Source organism: Microbacterium sp. Marseille-Q6965 (assembly GCF_946151065.1).
Taxonomy (GTDB): domain Bacteria; phylum Actinomycetota; class Actinomycetes; order Actinomycetales; family Microbacteriaceae; genus Microbacterium.
Genome location: NZ_CAMGZA010000001.1, coordinates 826,077 through 841,762, shown reverse-complemented (window position 1 = coordinate 841,762; position 15,686 = coordinate 826,077). Strand labels below are relative to the sequence as shown.

Genomic DNA, 15,686 nt, shown 5'->3' with positions numbered 1-15,686 from the left:
ATGCCCCGCAAGACCATCTCCAGCAATCCCACCTTCCGCGCCGGACTGATCTGGACGACGGCGGCCGGCGTCGTCGTCCTCGTGGCGGCGGCCGTCATCGGTCTGCTCGTCGACGGGTCTCAGGGCCTGTGGAGCGGCGTCCTGGGCGCCCTGATCGGGGCCCTGTTCCCGATCATCACCGTCGCGAGCATGCTCTTCGGCAATCGCTGGTACGGCACGCCACGCTTCCTGACCATGTTCTTCGGCATCACGATGGGCGTCTTCATCGTGAAGGTCATCGTGTTCCTCATCGCGATCGCGGTCGTCGTCGGCCTGCCGTGGGTGAACCTGCTGGTGTTCTACTTCGCCCTCGTCGCCGCCGCCGTGGCCTCGCTCGTCATCGACGTCATCACCGTCACGCGCATGCGGATCTCCGGCGCCAGCGACGTCGCCCTCCCCGGCGACGACGACTGACGCGCGGCGTCACCACCGGCGCCGTTCGATTTCTACAGCGTGTCAAAAGGCGCGCCGAACTTTGATAGGGTGGAGTAGTCACCGTGGCTGGCGAGCGGCGCACAGCGCTGTGGTCCCGCGAATGACACCCCCACCACCGACTTACCCGCCTGGATACCCTCTGGGCGAGAAGCTGGAGCCACTGAGTTGACTCAAGCGACGATGATCGTCCCGATGGCCGACGGCAACGAGTTCACCCCGCCGTCGATCACCGACTTCTTCCCGGACGCGATCCTCACCATCGGTGGCGTCGACATCATGACGCGCATCAACCTCGCGCAGGTGCTGGCGACGATCGTCCTGGTGATCATCCTCGTCCTCGGCACGCGCCGGCTCACGGTGGTGCCCGGCCGGTTCCAGAGCGTGCTCGAGTTCGGCTTCGGCTTCGTGCGCAACAACATCGCGTACGACCTGCTGGGCGAGAAGGACGGCAAGCGGTTCGTGCCGCTGCTGACCGCGATGTTCTTCACGATCCTCTTCATGAACGTCACCGGCGTGGTGCCCGGCATCAACCTGGCCGGCACCTCCGTGATCGGCGCGCCCCTGGTGTTCGCCATCGTCGCGTACGTCGTGTTCATCTACGCGGGCATCAAGAAGCACGGCGCCTTCCACTTCCTGAAGGCCTCGCTGCTCCCGGGCGGAGTGCCGATCTACCTCGCCCCGATGATCATGGTCATCGAGTTCATCTCGACCTTCATCGTGCGGCCGGTCTCGCTCACGCTGCGACTGCTCATGAACATGATGGTCGGCCACTTCATGCTGTCGCTGTTCTTCGCGGCCACCAACTTCTTCATCCTCAGCGGCACCTGGATGTCGCTGTTCTCGGTGGGCTCGGGCGTCATGGGCCTCGCCTTCATGCTCTTCGAGCTCTTCGTCGCCTTCCTGCAGGCCTACGTCTTCACGATCCTCACCGCGGTGTACATCCAGCTGTCGCTCGCGGACGAGCACTGACGGTCAGTCAACCGGCTGATCGCCCTACGAAAGGAAATATCCAGTGGACGCAACGACGGTTCTCGCCGCCATTGAGGGAAACATCGCCACCGTGGGTTACGGCCTCGCGGCGATCGGCCCGGCCATCGGTCTGGGCATCCTCTTCGGCAAGGTCATCGAGTCGACCGCCCGTCAGCCCGAGCTCGCCGGCCGGTTCCAGCAGACCATGTGGATCGGTCTCGCCTTCATCGAGATCCTGGCGCTGATCGGCATCGTCACGCCGTTCATCTTCGCCGCGGTCTGATCCCCTTCCGCGACTTCACAGATAAGGAGACAGGATGCTGAACGCTCTTGTCACCGTCGCGGCCGAGGACGGTCACAGCGCGAACCCGCTCCTTCCGCACGGGTACGACATCGTCTGGTCGGCGATCTGCCTGGCGATCGTGCTGCTGGTCGTGATCTTCGTCGCCCTGCCGCGCCTGAACAAGGTGCTGGACGCGCGCGCCGAGGCCATCGAGGGCAACATCGCCAAGGCTGACGCGGCGCAGAAGGAGGCCGAGGCGGCGCTCGAGGAGTACACCAAGCAGCTCGCCGAGGCCCGCGTGCAGGCCGGCGAGATCCGCGAGGCAGCTCACGAGGACGCGAAGAAGATCGTCGCAGAGGCGAAGGCCACGGCATCCGCCGAGGCCGAGCGCATCGCGGCGTCCGCCCAGGCGCAGATCGAGGCCGAGCGCCAGGCGACCCTGATCTCGCTGCGCGGCGAGGTGGGCGGCATCGCCCTCGACCTCGCGGGCAACGTCATCGGTGAGACGCTGAGCGACGACGAGAAGGCGAAGGCGGTCGTCGACCGCTTCCTCGCCGACCTCGAGGCGGCTCAGGAGACGGCGAAGTAATGGGCAGCGCGACCACTCAGGCCCTCGCGGCATCGGCCGCCGTGCTCGACAAGCAGCGGGTCGGCGCCGCCACGGCGCGCGACCTGTTCGCTGCCGCGCGCGCCGTGGCCGGCTCGCCGCAGCTGAGCGGCGCGCTCGCCGATCGCACCACGGCTCCTGACGCGCGCGCGGCGCTCGTCGGCGCGGTGTTCGGCAAGCTGTCGGCCGGCGCCCGCAACGTCGTCACGGCCGTCGTCTCGCAGCGCTGGTCCGACACGACGGATCTCGTCGACGCGCTCGAGGAGCTCGCGATCCGCGCGGCCGCGAAGGCGGAGAAGACCGCGGATCTGTCGGGCGAGCTGTTCGGGGTGTCGCGCGTGATCGCCTCCAACCCGGAGCTGGAGCTCGCGCTCGGCAGCACCCTGGGCGACCCGGCCGCCAAGGTGGCCCTCGTCGAGAAGCTGCTGTCGGGCCGCGTGAGCGACGCCACCCTGCTGATCGTCTCGGAGCTCGTGCGCGAGCTGCGCGGGCGACGCCTGCGTGGACTGCTCAACCACGTCATCCGCGTGGTCGCGGCGCAGGCGGACCGCACGGTCGCCACCGTGACCACGGCGCGTCCGCTCACGGACGAGCAGGCGGATCGCCTCACGGCGAGCCTCGCGCGCCGGTACGGCGGCCAGATCGCGCTCAACCAGATCATCGACGCCGACGTGGTCGGCGGCATCCGCGTGCAGATCGCTGACGACATCATCGACGGCAGCATCTCCTCGCGACTCACCGACCTGCGCCAGAGACTGGCCGGCTGACACCGACTTCCCGCCCCGGCGGAGACTTCGGGACCCAGGGTCCCACGAACGAAGGAAGACAATGGCAGACATCACCATCAGCCCCGACGTCATCCGTGACGCGCTGAAGGACTTCGCCGCCGCGTACGAGCCCAGCGGCTCGCCTGCGACCGAGGTCGGCACCGTCGTCGACGCCGCTGACGGCATCGCGCACGTGGAGGGCCTGCCCGGCGTGATGGCGAACGAGCTCATCCGCTTCGAGGACGGCACCCTCGGCCTCGCGCAGAACCTCGACGAGCAGGTCGTCGGCGTGGTCGTGCTCGGCGAGTTCGCCGGCATCGAGGAGGGCCAGCAGGTCACCCGCACCGGCCGCGTCCTCTCGGTTCCCGTGGGCGAGGGCTACCTCGGCCGCGTGGTCGACCCGCTCGGCAACCCGGTCGACGGCCTCGGCGAGATCACGGGCATCGAGGGCGAGCGCGAGCTCGAGCTGCAGGCCGCCGGCGTCATGCACCGCAAGTCGGTGCACGAGCCGATGCAGACCGGCATCAAGGCGATCGACGCCATGATCCCGATCGGCCGCGGCCAGCGCCAGCTGATCATCGGCGACCGCCAGACCGGTAAGACGGCCATCGCGATCGACACGATCATCAACCAGAAGGCGAACTGGGAGTCGGGCGACCCGAACAAGCAGGTCCGCTGCATCTACGTGGCGATCGGCCAGAAGGGCTCGACGATCGCGTCGGTCAAGGGCGCGCTCGAGGACGCCGGTGCGATGGAGTACACGACCATCGTCGCGGCTCCCGCGTCCGACCCCGCCGGCTTCAAGTACCTCGCGCCGTACACCGGCTCGGCCATCGGCCAGCACTGGATGTACCAGGGCAAGCACGTCCTGATCGTCTTCGACGACCTGTCGAAGCAGGCCGAGGCGTACCGCGCCGTGTCGCTGTTGCTGCGCCGCCCGCCGGGCCGCGAGGCGTACCCCGGCGACGTCTTCTACCTGCACTCCCGTCTGCTGGAGCGCTGCGCGAAGCTGTCGGACGAGCTGGGCGCCGGCTCGATGACCGGTCTGCCGATCATCGAGACGAAGGCGAACGACGTCTCGGCGTACATTCCGACCAACGTGATCTCCATCACCGACGGCCAGATCTTCCTGCAGTCCGACCTGTTCAACGCGAACCAGCGCCCCGCGGTCGACGTGGGCATCTCGGTCTCGCGAGTCGGCGGTGACGCGCAGCTGAAGCACATCAAGTCGGTCTCCGGCACGCTCAAGCTCGAGCTGGCGCAGTACCGCTCGCTCGAGGCCTTCGCGATGTTCGCGTCCGACCTCGACGCCGCGTCGCGTCGTCAGCTCGACCGCGGTGCGCGCCTGACCGAGCTCCTCAAGCAGCCGCAGTACTCGCCGTACCCGGTGGAGGAGCAGGTCATCTCGATCTGGGCAGGAACCAACGGCAAGCTCGACACCATCCCGGTGGAGGACGTGCTGCGTTTCGAGCGCCAGCTGCTCGACCACGTGCGCCGCAACACCTCGATCCTCGACACCCTTCGCGAGACGGGCAAGCTCGAGGACGCGACGAAGGCGGAGCTCGAGAAGGTCGTCGACGCGTTCGTGCTGGAGTTCCAGTCGGGCAAGGGCGTGAGCATCGCGGCCCCCGGCAGCGAGGAGTACGAGGCCGCCGAGCAGCAGGACGTGGGCCAGGAGCAGATCGTCAAGGGCCGCAAGGCGTAACGCCTTCCGGAGAAGACGCATATGGGCGCACAACTCAGGGAGTACAAGCAGAAGATCGCTTCTGCTCAGACGACCAAGAAGATCACGAAGGCGATGGAGCTCATCGCGGCTTCGCGGATTCAGAAGGCGATGGCGCGCGTGCGCGCGTCGTCGCCCTTCTCCCGCGCGGTCACGAACGCGGTGTCGGCCGTCGCCACGCACAGCGACGTGGATCACGTCTTGACGCGCGAGCCCGAGTCGATCACGCGATCGGCGATCGTGCTCATGACGAGCGACCGCGGCCTCGCCGGCGCGTTCAACTCGCAGGTGATCCGCGAGGCGCTGGAGCTCGCCGAGCTCCTGCGCTCGGAGGGCAAGGAGATCGTCTTCTATCTCTTCGGTCGCAAGGCGGTCGGCTACTTCCAGTTCCGGCGCATCGCGAGCGCGCAGCAGTGGACGGGCGACGCGGACACCCCGCACTTCGGCACGGCCGAGGAGATCGCCCAGGCGGTGCTCGACGCCTACCTTCTGGACGAGTCCGAGGGCGGCGTCAACGAGATCCACATCGTCTACAACCGCTTCGTCAGCATGATGACGCAGTCGCCCGAGTCGGTGCGCCTGCTGCCGCTGCAGGTCGTTGATGCGGACCAGGCCGACGTGCCGACAGAGCCGGAGGTCTCGCCGCTGTACGAGTTCGAGCCCGATCCGGACGCGGTGCTCGACAAGCTGCTGCCGCTGTACATCCAGAGCCGCATCTTCAACGCGCTGCTGCAGTCGGCGGCCGCGAAGCAGGCGGCCACGCAGAAGGCGATGAAGTCGGCCAGCGACAACGCCGACAAGCTCATCACCGACTACACCCGCCTGCGCAACAACGCGCGCCAGGCCGAGATCACGCAGCAGATCGCCGAGATCGTCGGCGGTGCCGACGCGCTGGCCTCCTGAACGCGACATTCGATTTCCAAGAAGGAAGAGACAACATGACCTCCACCGCCACGGCTGAGACCAGCACCGCGGTCGTCGGGCGCGTCGTTCGCGTCACGGGGCCGGTCGTCGACATCGAGTTCCCGCACGACTCGATTCCCGACATGTACAGCGCCCTGAAGACCACGATCACGATCGGCGAGACGTCGACCGAGATCACGCTTGAGGTCGCCCAGCACCTCGGCGACGACGTCGTGCGTGCCATCTCGCTGAAGCCGACCGACGGCATGGTCCGCGGCCAGGAGGTGCGCGACACGGGCGCGCCGATCTCGGTTCCCGTGGGCGACATCACCAAGGGCCGGGTGTTCAACGTCACGGGCGAGGTCCTCAACCTCGGTGAGGGTGAGACCTTCGAGGTGACCGAGCGCTGGCCCATCCACCGCAAGGCGCCGAACTTCGACCAGCTCGAGTCGAAGACCCAGATGTTCGAGACCGGCATCAAGTCGATCGATCTGCTGACCCCGTACGTGCAGGGTGGCAAGATCGGCCTCTTCGGCGGCGCGGGCGTCGGCAAGACGGTCCTCATCCAGGAGATGATCCAGCGCGTGGCGCAGGACCACGGCGGCGTGTCGGTGTTCGCCGGTGTCGGTGAGCGCACCCGTGAGGGCAACGACCTCATCCACGAGATGGAGGACGCGGGCGTCTTCGACAAGACCGCCCTGGTCTTCGGCCAGATGGACGAGCCGCCGGGGACGCGTCTGCGCGTGGCGCTGTCCGCCCTGACGATGGCGGAGTACTTCCGCGACGTTCAGAAGCAGGACGTGCTGCTGTTCATCGACAACATCTTCCGCTTCACGCAGGCGGGCTCCGAGGTGTCGACCCTGCTGGGCCGCATGCCGTCGGCCGTGGGCTACCAGCCCAACCTCGCCGATGAGATGGGTGTGCTCCAGGAGCGCATCACCTCGACGCGCGGCCACTCGATCACCTCGATGCAGGCGATCTACGTGCCGGCCGACGACTACACCGACCCGGCGCCGGCCACGACCTTCGCGCACCTCGACGCGACGACCGAGCTGTCGCGCGAGATCGCGTCGAAGGGTCTGTACCCGGCCATCGACCCGCTCACCTCGACGAGCCGCATCATGGACCCCCGTTACCTTGGCGAGGACCACTACCGCGTCGCGACGGCCGTGAAGCAGATCCTGCAGAAGAACAAGGAGCTGCAGGAGATCATCGCGATCCTCGGTGTCGACGAGCTCTCGGAAGAGGACAAGATCGTCGTCGCCCGCGCGCGCCGCATCCAGCAGTTCCTCTCGCAGAACACCTACATGGCCAAGAAGTTCACGGGCGTCGAGGGCTCGACCGTGCCGCTCAAGGAGACCATCGAGTCGTTCGACGCGATCGTCAAGGGCGAGTTCGACCACGTCGCCGAGCAGGCGTTCTTCAACGTCGGTGGCATCAGCGACGTCGAGGCCAAGTGGGCGCAGATCCAGAAGGAGAACGGCTGATCATGGCCCTTCAGGTCAGCCTGGTCTCCGCCGAGGCGGAGGTCTGGACCGGCGAGGCGAAGCTCGTGGTCGCCACGACCACGGAGGGCCAGATCGGTTTCATGACCGGTCACGAGCCCGTGCTGGCGCTTCTCGGCGACGGCCCCGTGCGCATCACGCAGGAGGACGACACCGTCGTGGAGGCCTCCGCGCGCGATGGCTTCGTCTCGGTGGAATCCAATCGGGTGACGATCGTCGCGGGTCACGCCGCGCTCGCGTCCTGACCACGATCCTGCTGCCCCCTTCGGAGACGAAGCGGGCAGGCGGATCGGGCGAGCCGCTCGCTTTCGACGGCCTCGCACTGCCGGTGCTCGCACCGCAGCGCGAGGCCGTCGTGGCGTCTCTGGTTGCCCTCTCGGCCGATCCCGAGGAGGCGGCGCGCGTGCTGAAGCTCTCGGAGCGCCAGCGCGGCGCCATCGCCGACAACGCCGCGCTGCGCAGGGCGCCGACCATGCCGGCGGCCGATCGCTACACCGGCGTGCTCTTCGACGCCCTCGACGCGTCGTCGCTGGACGACGCGTCGCGCGCCTGGCTCGGCACGCACGCGCTCATCCATACCGCGCCCTTCGGTCCGGTCGGCGCCCTTGACGCGATCCCGGCGTACCGGCTCGCCGCCGGGGCCTCCCTGCCCGGCCTGCCGTCGATGCGGCGCGTGTGGTCCGAGCCGACCAGTGCCGCGCTGGCGGAAGTGGCTCCGCTCGTGGTCGACCTGCGCTCCGAGGCCTACGCGTCACTGGGACCGGTGCCCCCGGGCGTGCCCTCGACGTACGTGCGGGTCGTGACGGAGGGCGCCGACGGGGCGGTGCGCGCCCTGAATCACTTCAACAAGAAGGCCAAGGGCGAGCTCACGCGCCGCCTGGCAACCGACCGCCCGCGCCTCACGACGCCCGCCGATCTCGTCGCGTGGGGGCGAGCGGCCGGCCTGAGGCTGCGCCCGGGCGCGCGGGCGGGCGAGACCGAGCTCGTCGTCTGAGCCCGTCGGCGCCGCGGCACGCCGGCGCCGGGCGGCCCGTGTGCCGGCCCCTGTGGGCGGTCGGCCCGCTCGGTAAGGTGGGTCACGGCGCCGCGGCGCGCGGCCCTGCGACCTCACCAGGAGGAGAACGATGAGTCCGTACGACGACGACTTCACAGCCGTCTACGCCGCCGCGCTGGTCGCCGCGGCCGTCATCACGATCGCGGTGTGCGCGGTCGCCTACCTGCTCTGGTCGTGGTTCGCCATGAAGCTGTACGAGAAGGCCGGGGTACAGGGGCGCTGGCGCGCCTGGGTGCCCGTCTACAGCCAGATGATCTTCCTGAAGCTCGGCGACGTGAACCCGTGGCTTTTCCTGCTGCACTTCGCCTGGATCCTCCCTCTCGTCGGTCCCTTCCTGGGCTCGGTCGCGAGCCTCGCCGTGACGGTGCTGATGTTCATGGCGGCTTACCGGATCGGGCAGAAGCTCGGCAAGGATCCCGCGTTCACCGCGCTCTTCCTTCTTGCGGTCATCTGGCTCGGCATCGTGGCGCTGGACAGCTCCCGCTGGAACCCGCACGTGCCCCGCGCGCCGTGGGCGGGCACCGGGCTGCTTCGCGACAGCACCCGGTGGGACGGCGTGCCCTCGCCGTCCGACGCCGTCGGCGCGGCGGCGTACCCGCCCGCACCCGGCTACCCGGCAGCCGCTTTCCCCTCCGCGGGCATGGGATACCCCGGCACGGGACCGGCTCCGGCGCCGCCGTATGGCGTCACGCCGCCGCCTCATGACCCGACGACGCCGCCCCCGGGACCCCGGCGCCGCCGACGCAGCCCCACGCAGCCTCCCGCGCCGCCCATGCAGCCTCCCGCGCCGCCCACGCACCCGCCTGCCTGATCCGGCGCGGATCGCCGCGACGCCGTCGCGCCACGGGCGCCCGATGCGGCGTCGCGAGGCAGCCCGACAGGCCCGCGACGACGCGATGGAACGACAGTCGTCGTGTTTCGCCATGGGCGGTACTCCCCATGGTGCGGCAGGGGGTGACGGTCGCCTCGCGACTATGATGTGAGCACCGACGTCGCCACGCCCGCACGGGATTCCATACGAGCGGGGTCGACCGATTCAGGAGGCCGATTCGTGCCCGACGCCACCATCACGGCACAGTCGCAGACGGTGCCGCTGCCGAGCGGATCCTCGGTGCTGCTCTCCTGGGCAGGCACGACGCACCGCGGTCGCAAGCGCGAGGCGAACCAGGACGCGATCCTGATGTCGTGCCCGCTGTTCGTCGTCGCGGACGGCATGGGCGGGCACATCGGCGGCGAGATCGCGAGCGCCCGCACGGTCGCCCGCCTGAGCGACATGGCGGACGCCGGCGACGTCACGACGGACGGCATCGAGGCGGCCCTGGACGCCGCCGTGCGCGACATCGCGGACCACCCCGACACGACCGATGACGGCACCGGCACGACGGTGACGGGGCTCTACCTCGACCCCCACGCGGAGCAGCCCTCGTGGGTGGTGCTGAACATCGGCGACTCCCGCGTGTACCTCATGCGCGACGAGGCGCTCGTGCAGGTGACGACCGACCACTCGCTCGTGCAGGAGCTCGTGCAGGCGGGGCGCCTCAGCCCCGAGGAGGCCGAGAGCCACCCGTACGGCAACGTCATCACCCGTGCCGTGGGGCCGACGGAGAGCGTCGTGCCCGACTACGTGCGCGTCGACGTGGTCGACGGCGACCGCTTCGTCGTGTGCTCGGACGGCCTCACCAAGGAGCTCACGGATTACGGGATCCTGCACTTCCTGCGGGAGAACCGCGATCCGGCCGCGGCCGTCGAGGCGATGCTGGCTGCCGCGCTCGAGAACGGCGGGCGCGACAACGTGTCGATCGTCGTCGTCGACGTCGCGGTCGACGCCGCCTCGCGCTCCACGGACCGCGCGGCCGACGCGGAGGCGGCGCCGGGGACCGGCGGCGGCTCCGACCGCGACGGCGGCCCAGCGGACGCATCCGCGACCGACGCGGCGGCTGAGCACGGTCCCGGCGTCGACTAGGGTCCGCGCCTGCGGCGCCCGCGACCTTCTGCGCCCGCCCACAGCCGTTCCTCCTCCCGGACGCCCTCCACACCCGCCCGCACGGCGTGGCGGGCGTGGTGCGCAGCCGCTGGGCTGGTCCCATGACAGACACGCCCGCCGTCACGCCCATCGTCCTGCCGACCTCGCAGGAGCCGCCACGCCGCGGCCCGCTGCCGCTCGTGGCATCGGTCGTGCCCGTGCTCGCCGCGGTCGTGATGTGGCTCGTCACGGGCTCGGTCCTCATGCTCTGTTTCGCTGCGCTCGGCCCGCTCATGGCCATCGCCTCGCTCGCCGACGGCGCCCGCGGCCGCAGGCGGGACCGGCGAGCGGCGGCGCGGCAGCTCGACGAGGCGTGCGACCGCGCCGAGGCGGAGATCGAGCGCCGGCATCGCTCCGAGCGGATGCTGCTCGAGCGCTCCCGCCCCGATACGGCGGGGCTCGCGGCGGAGAGGGCGTCGTGGGCGCGCGGGCCGCACGAGCTCGTCGTGGGCAGGGGGCGCGTCGCGGCGCAGACACGCGTGAGCGGGGGAGAGGGGGAACGTGCCGAGCGGCTTCGCGAGCGCGCCGGGTGGATCACGGACGCCCCCGTGGTGGTTCCGGCCCGTGGCGGCGTGTGCGTGCAGGGCGAGGTCGTTGCCGCGCGCGCCGTGGCGCGTGCCCTGCTCCTGCAGTTGTGCTTGCGCGCGGCGCCGGAGGACCTCGCCGTCGTCGCCGTACCGGAGACCGAGGAGGGGGCGCTGGGGGAGCTGCCGCACGTGCGTTCGGGCGCCGCGCTGCGCACCGCGCTGGCGTGGGGAGCCGCGCCCTCGGGCGGCGCCGACATCCTTGTCGTCGCGGTGGGGCCGGGCGAGGCGGCACCGGCGGGTTGCGCGCGGGTCCTCGAGCTGGACGCGCGGCAGCCGTTGACAGCACGCATGCATGATGCGCAGGGGGAGGAACGGGAGGTGGCGGTCGAGGCGCTCTCGGCCGCGCAGGCGGGTGCGCTGGCCCGGAGTCTGCACGGACGGGCGCGCGGCGGGGTGCCCGCCCCGCTGACGCTCGCGGAACTGCCCGATCCGACCGGCGACGGCAACGACCTCTCGGCGACGATCGGACGCGCGGCGAGCGCCGAGGCAACGGTAGACCTCGTGACCGACGGCCCCCACGCCGTCGTGGTCGGCATGACGGGGTCAGGCAAGAGCGAGTTGCTGACGACCTGGGTCGTGTCTCTGGCGCGGCGGCTCGGACCCGAGCGGGTCACCTTCCTGCTGGCCGATTTCAAGGGCGGCACGGCGTTCGAGGCGCTCGCGGCGCTCCCGCACGTGACGGGCGTCGTCACCGATTTGGACGGCGCGGGGGCGCGCCGGGCCGTCGAGAGTCTGCGCGCGGAGCTCCGACGCCGAGAGGCGGCGCTGGCGCGCGCCGGCGCGCGCGACGTGGCCGACCCGCGCGTCGCGATGCCGCGGCTCGTCATCGTCGTCGACGAGTTCGCCGCGCTGCTACAGGATCATGCCGATCTGCACGCGGTCTTCACCGACATCGCCGCGCGCGGCCGAGCGCTCGGCATGCACCTCATCCTCGGCACTCAGCGGGGCGGGGGCGTGCTGCGCGAGGCGCTGTTGGCGAACTGCCCGCTGCGCGTCGCCCTGCGGGTCGCCGACGCGGCCGACAGCAGGCTCGTGGTCGGCACCGATGCGGCCGCCGCGTTGGCGGGCGACCCGGGCTCTTGCGGCGTCGCGCTGATACGGCGGGCTGGAGACGCGGCGCCTCGACTGTGTCGGATCGCCCGGACGCAGCCGTCCGACCTGTCGCGGATCGCCCCGGCCGGAGCCGTGCCCGCTGCTCCGTGGTTGCCGCCGCTGCCGGCGCTCCTGTCGCTCAGCGACCTGCGCCAACGCCACGACGCCGGTGCCGGCATCCTGCTGGGGCTGGCGGACGAGCCGGAGCAGCAGCGGCAGGTTCCCGTCGTCCTGCGCCCCGGCGCCGATCGTGGGCTTGCGATCCTCGGGGGCGCGGGGACGGGCCGCACCGCCGCCATCCGGCTCGTCGCCGCGCAGGCCGAATCCGCCGGTGTGGGCGCGCTCGTCCTGCCGGCTGATCCCGAGGCGGCATGGGATGCCGTCGCGGCGGCGGCACGGCGACCCCCGGGCATCGTCGCGGTCGACGACCTCGACGCGCTTCTCGCGCGGTTCCCGGCCGACTATGCCGGCGAGCTGCTGGCACGCGTCGAGGCGCTCGCACGCGATGCCGGTGCGCTCGGCACAACGCTCGTGTGCTCGGCGGCGCGCGCAGTGGGGCCGGCGGCGCGAGTGCTCGAGCTCATGCCGCGCCGGGTCCTGCTGCGCCTTCCATCGCGCGCCGATCACGTGGCCGCTGGTGGCGAGGGATCCTCCTACGACGCCTCCAGACCCGCGGGGCGGGCGGTGATCGACGGGCGGGAGGTGCAGCTGGCGTGGCCCGGCCCGGCGGTGGTCGTGCCCGAGCCGACCGGACCCGAGAAGCCGTGGCGGCCGGAGGCCGCGGCGACGGCCCTCGTGCTGCGCGGCGCCGTGGCGCGCGCCGGCCTCATGGCCGAGGCATGGGGTCGCCGGGTGCGGGTCGTCGCGCTCGACGGCCTCGACCCCGGCACCCGCCTGTCGGAGCTCGCCGCCGGTGCGGAGCGGATCGCGATCGCCGGAGACGGGGAATCGTGGCTCCGCCACGGCGCGCTGCTGCGCGAGGTGCGGTCCCGCGGCGAGCTGGTCATCGCCGCCGAGTGCGCGGCCGAACTGCGAACGATGGCCGGGGAGCGGGAACTGCCGCCCTACGCGCTGCCGCGTGCGTCGCGCGCATGGGTCGTGCGGGACCGGCATGCGCCGCGGCGGGTGCTGCTGCCGTGAGCGCCGCGAACCGGCGCGCCGCGGTCAGGGGCCGCGCGGGTCAGCGTGTTCAGACCGTGGCCCGCACGCGGCCGACCTCTCGGCCACCGCCGAGCACGGCGAACAGCGGGTGGGTGGCGAGCATCTCCGCGACCTCCGCCGCGGGCAGCGCCCCCGCTTGCGCGAGCAGCGACAGGGCGATCGCGATCGTGGCGCGACCCCCACCGTCGAGCACCTTCACGGCGACCGTCGTGCCGTCGGGTGCGACCATCACCTGGACCGCCTCGGCGCCGAACTTGGAGAAGACGCCGAAGCGCTCGATCGCGACCGTGTCGGCCAGGCCCGGGCCGGCGATCGTCCACGGGTTCTCCCGTACGGCGCGCACGAGCGCGCCCGCCACCCGGTGCAGAGCGAATGGCGATCGCTCGGAGGACGTGCCGATGCGCTGGATGCCTCGCGCCAGGGCGGTGAGCGGCAGCGCGTGCACGGGGGCGCCGCAGCCGTCCACGACCGTCGCCGAGACCTTGACGCCGCACAGTCGCTCCACGACGTCGCGGATGTGGGTCTGCAGGGGGTGGGCGGCATCGAGGTAGGTGGCGGTGTCCCAGCCCGTGGCCACGCAGGCGGCGAGCATCGCGGCGTGCTTGCCGGAGCAGTTCATCCGCACCCGCGCCTTCGCGCCGTGGTCCCGCACGAGCTCGTCGCGTGTCGCCTGATCGCCGGGCCAGGCCGGCGGGCAACCGAGGTGATCCTCGTTCAGGCCCGAACCGGCAAGCATCTCGCGCACGACCTCCGCGTGGCGGTCGGTACCGCTGTGGCTCGCTGTCGCGAGAGCGAGCGCCTCGCCCTGCAGCGCCGCACCGGCCGTCACGCTGGCGACGGCCTGGAAGGGCTTCAGCGACGAGCGCGGCAGCACGAGCGCCTCGGCGTCGCCCAGGGTGCGGGCGATCTCGCCGTCCGGCGAGAGGACGACGGCGGCACCGGCGTGGCGGGACTCGACGAAGCCGCCTCGATCGGCCACGGCGAGTTCGACGGACTCGGTCACGGAGAGCGTCTCGGGCATGCCCACCAGCCTAGTTCGCGGGCGAAGGCGCACCCGCGCTCCTCTCGCGCCCGCTGCGCCGCGCGACCGAGATCTCCGCACGGCCGCGAACCGGGCGAGGACTGCGGGCACCGATGGGCCGCGACCGCGTCCGGGCGCGTGACGGACGCGGATCGGGCAGACTGGCGACATGGGTGGAGAGCACCGCTATGCGTTGACGGCGACCTGGATGGGCAACCGCGGCACCGGCACGTCCGGATATCGCGACTACGACCGCGATGTAGAGCTGGAGGTCGACGGCAAGCCGCGCCTGCTCGGGTCGGCCGACCGGCCGTTCCGAGGCGACCCGCAGCGATGGAACCCCGAGGACCTGCTCCTGGCCGCGCTCAGTCAGTGTCACCTGCTGTCGTACCTGCACGCCTGCGTCGTGCGCGGCGTCGTGGTGGTCTCATACGTCGACGAGGCAACCGGCGTGATGCGTCAGGAAGGCAACGGCGGCAGGTTCGAGAGCGTGACGCTGCGACCGAAGGTGACGGTGGCCGACGCGGCCATGCTCGACGACGCCGTTGCGGCCCACCGCGACGCCAACGAGTGGTGCTTCATCGCCAACTCCGTGAACTTCCCCGTGCGTCACGAGCCGACCGTGGAGGTCGCGAGCGCATAGGCGCGCGCGTGGCGGCGTGCGCGCTCGCCGACGCCGCCGAGCCCGCGCCCGCGAGAGTCTCGCGTGTCGCCGGCTCAGCGACGCTCGTGCGGGAGCGCGCGCTTGAGCTTCTCGATGGGCGTCTGGGCAGGCAGCTCGTTGTAGATGCCCGCAAGCTCCTGGCCCGAGAGTGCGTGGATGGCCGCCATGATCTCGTCGGTGGCGGTGCGCCGCGCCCGGCCCGATGACGCCGGGCCGTGATGGGAGAGGTCCAGCGGCTCGCCGAACCTCACGATGACGCGCTCCTTCAACGAGGGCACCTTCGCACCGACCGGCATGACCTTGTCGGTGCCGATCAGGCCGATGGGAACGACGGGCGCACCGGTCTCGAGGGCGAGGAACGCCACGCCCGTGCGTCCCTTGTACAGCCGGCCGTCGCGCGACCGGGTGCCCTCCGGATGCAGCGCCACGGCGGCGCCGGAGGCCAGAATCTGCCGCTGGCGCTCCAGCGCGTCGAGGGCAGCCTGCCCCGCGCCCCGGTCCACCGGCACCGCACCCACGGCGGTGAAGAACGCCCGCGAGAACCAGCCCTTCACGCCCTTGCCGGTGAAGTAGTCGGACTTCGCCAGGAAGTGCACGGGGCGGGGAGCGGCGGCCACCGGGATGGCGATGGAATCAATGAACGACAGGTGATTGCTGGCCAGGATCACGGGCCCCGAGGGCGGGATGTTCTCCCGGCCCTCCACGTGGGGCCGGTAGATCGCACGGGCCAGCGGCGCCACGGCGATGCGCCCGAAGGTGTAGAGCGCGCTCGGCTGCAGGGGCTTGGCGTCGCCGTCGGGAATGCCGTCGGAGGTCATCCTCTCAGCCTACCGAGCCGGGATTCCCCGGCCGG

General features: G+C 71.2%; 16 protein-coding genes. 14 read left to right on the top strand and 2 right to left on the bottom strand.

Going from position 1 to position 15,686, the window contains the following annotated elements:
- The 13 genes from N8N77_RS04090 (at position 1) to N8N77_RS04030 (ending at position 13,127) form a co-directional block, all read left to right on the top strand.
- Positions 1–453, top strand: coding sequence for a hypothetical protein (locus N8N77_RS04090; RefSeq protein WP_261164833.1), 453 nt, complete (start codon positions 1–3; stop codon positions 451–453).
- A 213-nt stretch (positions 454–666) separates the two neighbouring features.
- Entirely contained in the window at positions 667–1,443 is a 777-nt protein-coding gene (atpB, locus tag N8N77_RS04085) for a F0F1 ATP synthase subunit A (RefSeq protein ID WP_261164832.1), read from the top strand.
- 43 nt (positions 1,444–1,486) lie between these two features.
- Positions 1,487–1,726: an ATP synthase F0 subunit C gene (atpE, locus tag N8N77_RS04080; RefSeq protein WP_261164830.1), complete on the top strand. Its 240-nt coding sequence runs from the start codon at positions 1,487–1,489 to the stop codon at positions 1,724–1,726.
- A 34-nt stretch (positions 1,727–1,760) separates the two neighbouring features.
- Complete coding sequence (locus tag N8N77_RS04075) at positions 1,761–2,315, top strand: F0F1 ATP synthase subunit B (RefSeq protein WP_261164828.1); 555 nt, start codon at positions 1,761–1,763, stop codon at positions 2,313–2,315.
- Positions 2,315–3,100 carry a F0F1 ATP synthase subunit delta gene (locus N8N77_RS04070; protein WP_261164827.1) on the top strand — a complete coding sequence of 262 codons (786 nt, stop codon included), beginning with the start codon at positions 2,315–2,317 and terminating at the stop codon, positions 3,098–3,100. Before N8N77_RS04075 ends, N8N77_RS04070 begins: the two co-directional genes overlap by 1 nt.
- 61 nt (positions 3,101–3,161) lie before the next feature.
- Positions 3,162–4,805: a F0F1 ATP synthase subunit alpha gene (gene atpA, locus N8N77_RS04065; RefSeq protein WP_261164825.1), complete on the top strand. Its 1,644-nt coding sequence runs from the start codon at positions 3,162–3,164 to the stop codon at positions 4,803–4,805.
- 21 nt (positions 4,806–4,826) lie between these two features.
- Positions 4,827–5,726, top strand: a complete 900-nt coding sequence (locus N8N77_RS04060; protein WP_261164824.1) for a F0F1 ATP synthase subunit gamma — start codon at positions 4,827–4,829, stop codon at positions 5,724–5,726.
- Positions 5,727–5,761: 35 nt separating this feature from the next.
- Complete coding sequence (atpD, locus tag N8N77_RS04055; protein WP_261164822.1) at positions 5,762–7,213, top strand: F0F1 ATP synthase subunit beta; 1,452 nt, start codon at positions 5,762–5,764, stop codon at positions 7,211–7,213.
- A gap of 2 nt (positions 7,214–7,215) precedes the next feature.
- Positions 7,216–7,476 (top strand): F0F1 ATP synthase subunit epsilon, encoded by a 261-nt coding sequence (locus tag N8N77_RS04050; protein ID WP_261164820.1) that lies wholly within the window; start codon positions 7,216–7,218, stop codon positions 7,474–7,476.
- Entirely contained in the window at positions 7,473–8,225 is a 753-nt protein-coding gene (locus N8N77_RS04045; protein WP_396652799.1) for a YaaA family protein, read from the top strand. The genes N8N77_RS04050 and N8N77_RS04045 overlap by 4 nt, the downstream gene beginning before the upstream one ends.
- Before the next feature lie 130 nt (positions 8,226–8,355).
- Positions 8,356–9,096, top strand: coding sequence for a DUF5684 domain-containing protein (locus tag N8N77_RS04040; RefSeq protein WP_261164818.1), 741 nt, complete (start codon positions 8,356–8,358; stop codon positions 9,094–9,096).
- Positions 9,097–9,336: 240 nt separating this feature from the next.
- Entirely contained in the window at positions 9,337–10,248 is a 912-nt protein-coding gene (locus N8N77_RS04035; protein WP_261164817.1) for a PP2C family serine/threonine-protein phosphatase, read from the top strand.
- A gap of 122 nt (positions 10,249–10,370) precedes the next feature.
- Positions 10,371–13,127, top strand: a complete 2,757-nt coding sequence (locus N8N77_RS04030) for an FtsK/SpoIIIE domain-containing protein (RefSeq protein ID WP_261164815.1) — start codon at positions 10,371–10,373, stop codon at positions 13,125–13,127.
- Between the two features lie 49 nt (positions 13,128–13,176).
- On the opposite strand, the gene N8N77_RS04025 is transcribed toward N8N77_RS04030, so the two are convergent.
- A complete protein-coding gene (locus tag N8N77_RS04025) occupies positions 13,177–14,169 on the bottom strand; it encodes an asparaginase (protein WP_261164813.1) in 993 nt (330 codons plus the stop codon).
- Between the two features lie 169 nt (positions 14,170–14,338).
- Between N8N77_RS04025 and N8N77_RS04020 the strand changes: the two genes are divergently transcribed.
- A complete protein-coding gene (locus tag N8N77_RS04020) occupies positions 14,339–14,812 on the top strand; it encodes an OsmC family protein (RefSeq protein ID WP_261164811.1) in 474 nt (157 codons plus the stop codon).
- A 74-nt stretch (positions 14,813–14,886) separates the two neighbouring features.
- Here N8N77_RS04020 and N8N77_RS04015 read toward each other — a convergent pair whose 3' ends face one another.
- Positions 14,887–15,651 carry a 1-acyl-sn-glycerol-3-phosphate acyltransferase gene (locus tag N8N77_RS04015; RefSeq protein ID WP_261164810.1) on the bottom strand — a complete coding sequence of 255 codons (765 nt, stop codon included), beginning with the start codon at positions 15,649–15,651 and terminating at the stop codon, positions 14,887–14,889.
- Between the last annotated feature and the right edge of the window lie 35 nt (positions 15,652–15,686).

What these genes read in the sequence shown, in the direction of transcription:
- atpB (WP_261164832.1), top strand. Translation starts at nt 667, where the DNA reads ATGGCCGACGGCAACGAGTTCACCCCGCCGTCGATCACCGACTTCTTC.
- atpD (WP_261164822.1), top strand. Translation starts at nt 5,762, where the DNA reads ATGACCTCCACCGCCACGGCTGAGACCAGCACCGCGGTCGTCGGGCGC.
- N8N77_RS04050 (WP_261164820.1), top strand. Translation starts at nt 7,216, where the DNA reads ATGGCCCTTCAGGTCAGCCTGGTCTCCGCCGAGGCGGAGGTCTGGACC.
- N8N77_RS04040 (WP_261164818.1), top strand. Translation starts at nt 8,356, where the DNA reads ATGAGTCCGTACGACGACGACTTCACAGCCGTCTACGCCGCCGCGCTG.
- N8N77_RS04060 (WP_261164824.1), top strand. Translation starts at nt 4,827, where the DNA reads ATGGGCGCACAACTCAGGGAGTACAAGCAGAAGATCGCTTCTGCTCAG.
- N8N77_RS04015 (WP_261164810.1), bottom strand. Translation starts at nt 15,651, where the DNA reads ATGACCTCCGACGGCATTCCCGACGGCGACGCCAAGCCCCTGCAGCCG.
- N8N77_RS04075 (WP_261164828.1), top strand. Translation starts at nt 1,761, where the DNA reads ATGCTGAACGCTCTTGTCACCGTCGCGGCCGAGGACGGTCACAGCGCG.
- N8N77_RS04030 (WP_261164815.1), top strand. Translation starts at nt 10,371, where the DNA reads ATGACAGACACGCCCGCCGTCACGCCCATCGTCCTGCCGACCTCGCAG.
- N8N77_RS04020 (WP_261164811.1), top strand. Translation starts at nt 14,339, where the DNA reads ATGGGTGGAGAGCACCGCTATGCGTTGACGGCGACCTGGATGGGCAAC.
- N8N77_RS04025 (WP_261164813.1), bottom strand. Translation starts at nt 14,169, where the DNA reads ATGCCCGAGACGCTCTCCGTGACCGAGTCCGTCGAACTCGCCGTGGCC.
- N8N77_RS04070 (WP_261164827.1), top strand. Translation starts at nt 2,315, where the DNA reads ATGGGCAGCGCGACCACTCAGGCCCTCGCGGCATCGGCCGCCGTGCTC.
- atpA (WP_261164825.1), top strand. Translation starts at nt 3,162, where the DNA reads ATGGCAGACATCACCATCAGCCCCGACGTCATCCGTGACGCGCTGAAG.
- N8N77_RS04090 (WP_261164833.1), top strand. Translation starts at nt 1, where the DNA reads ATGCCCCGCAAGACCATCTCCAGCAATCCCACCTTCCGCGCCGGACTG.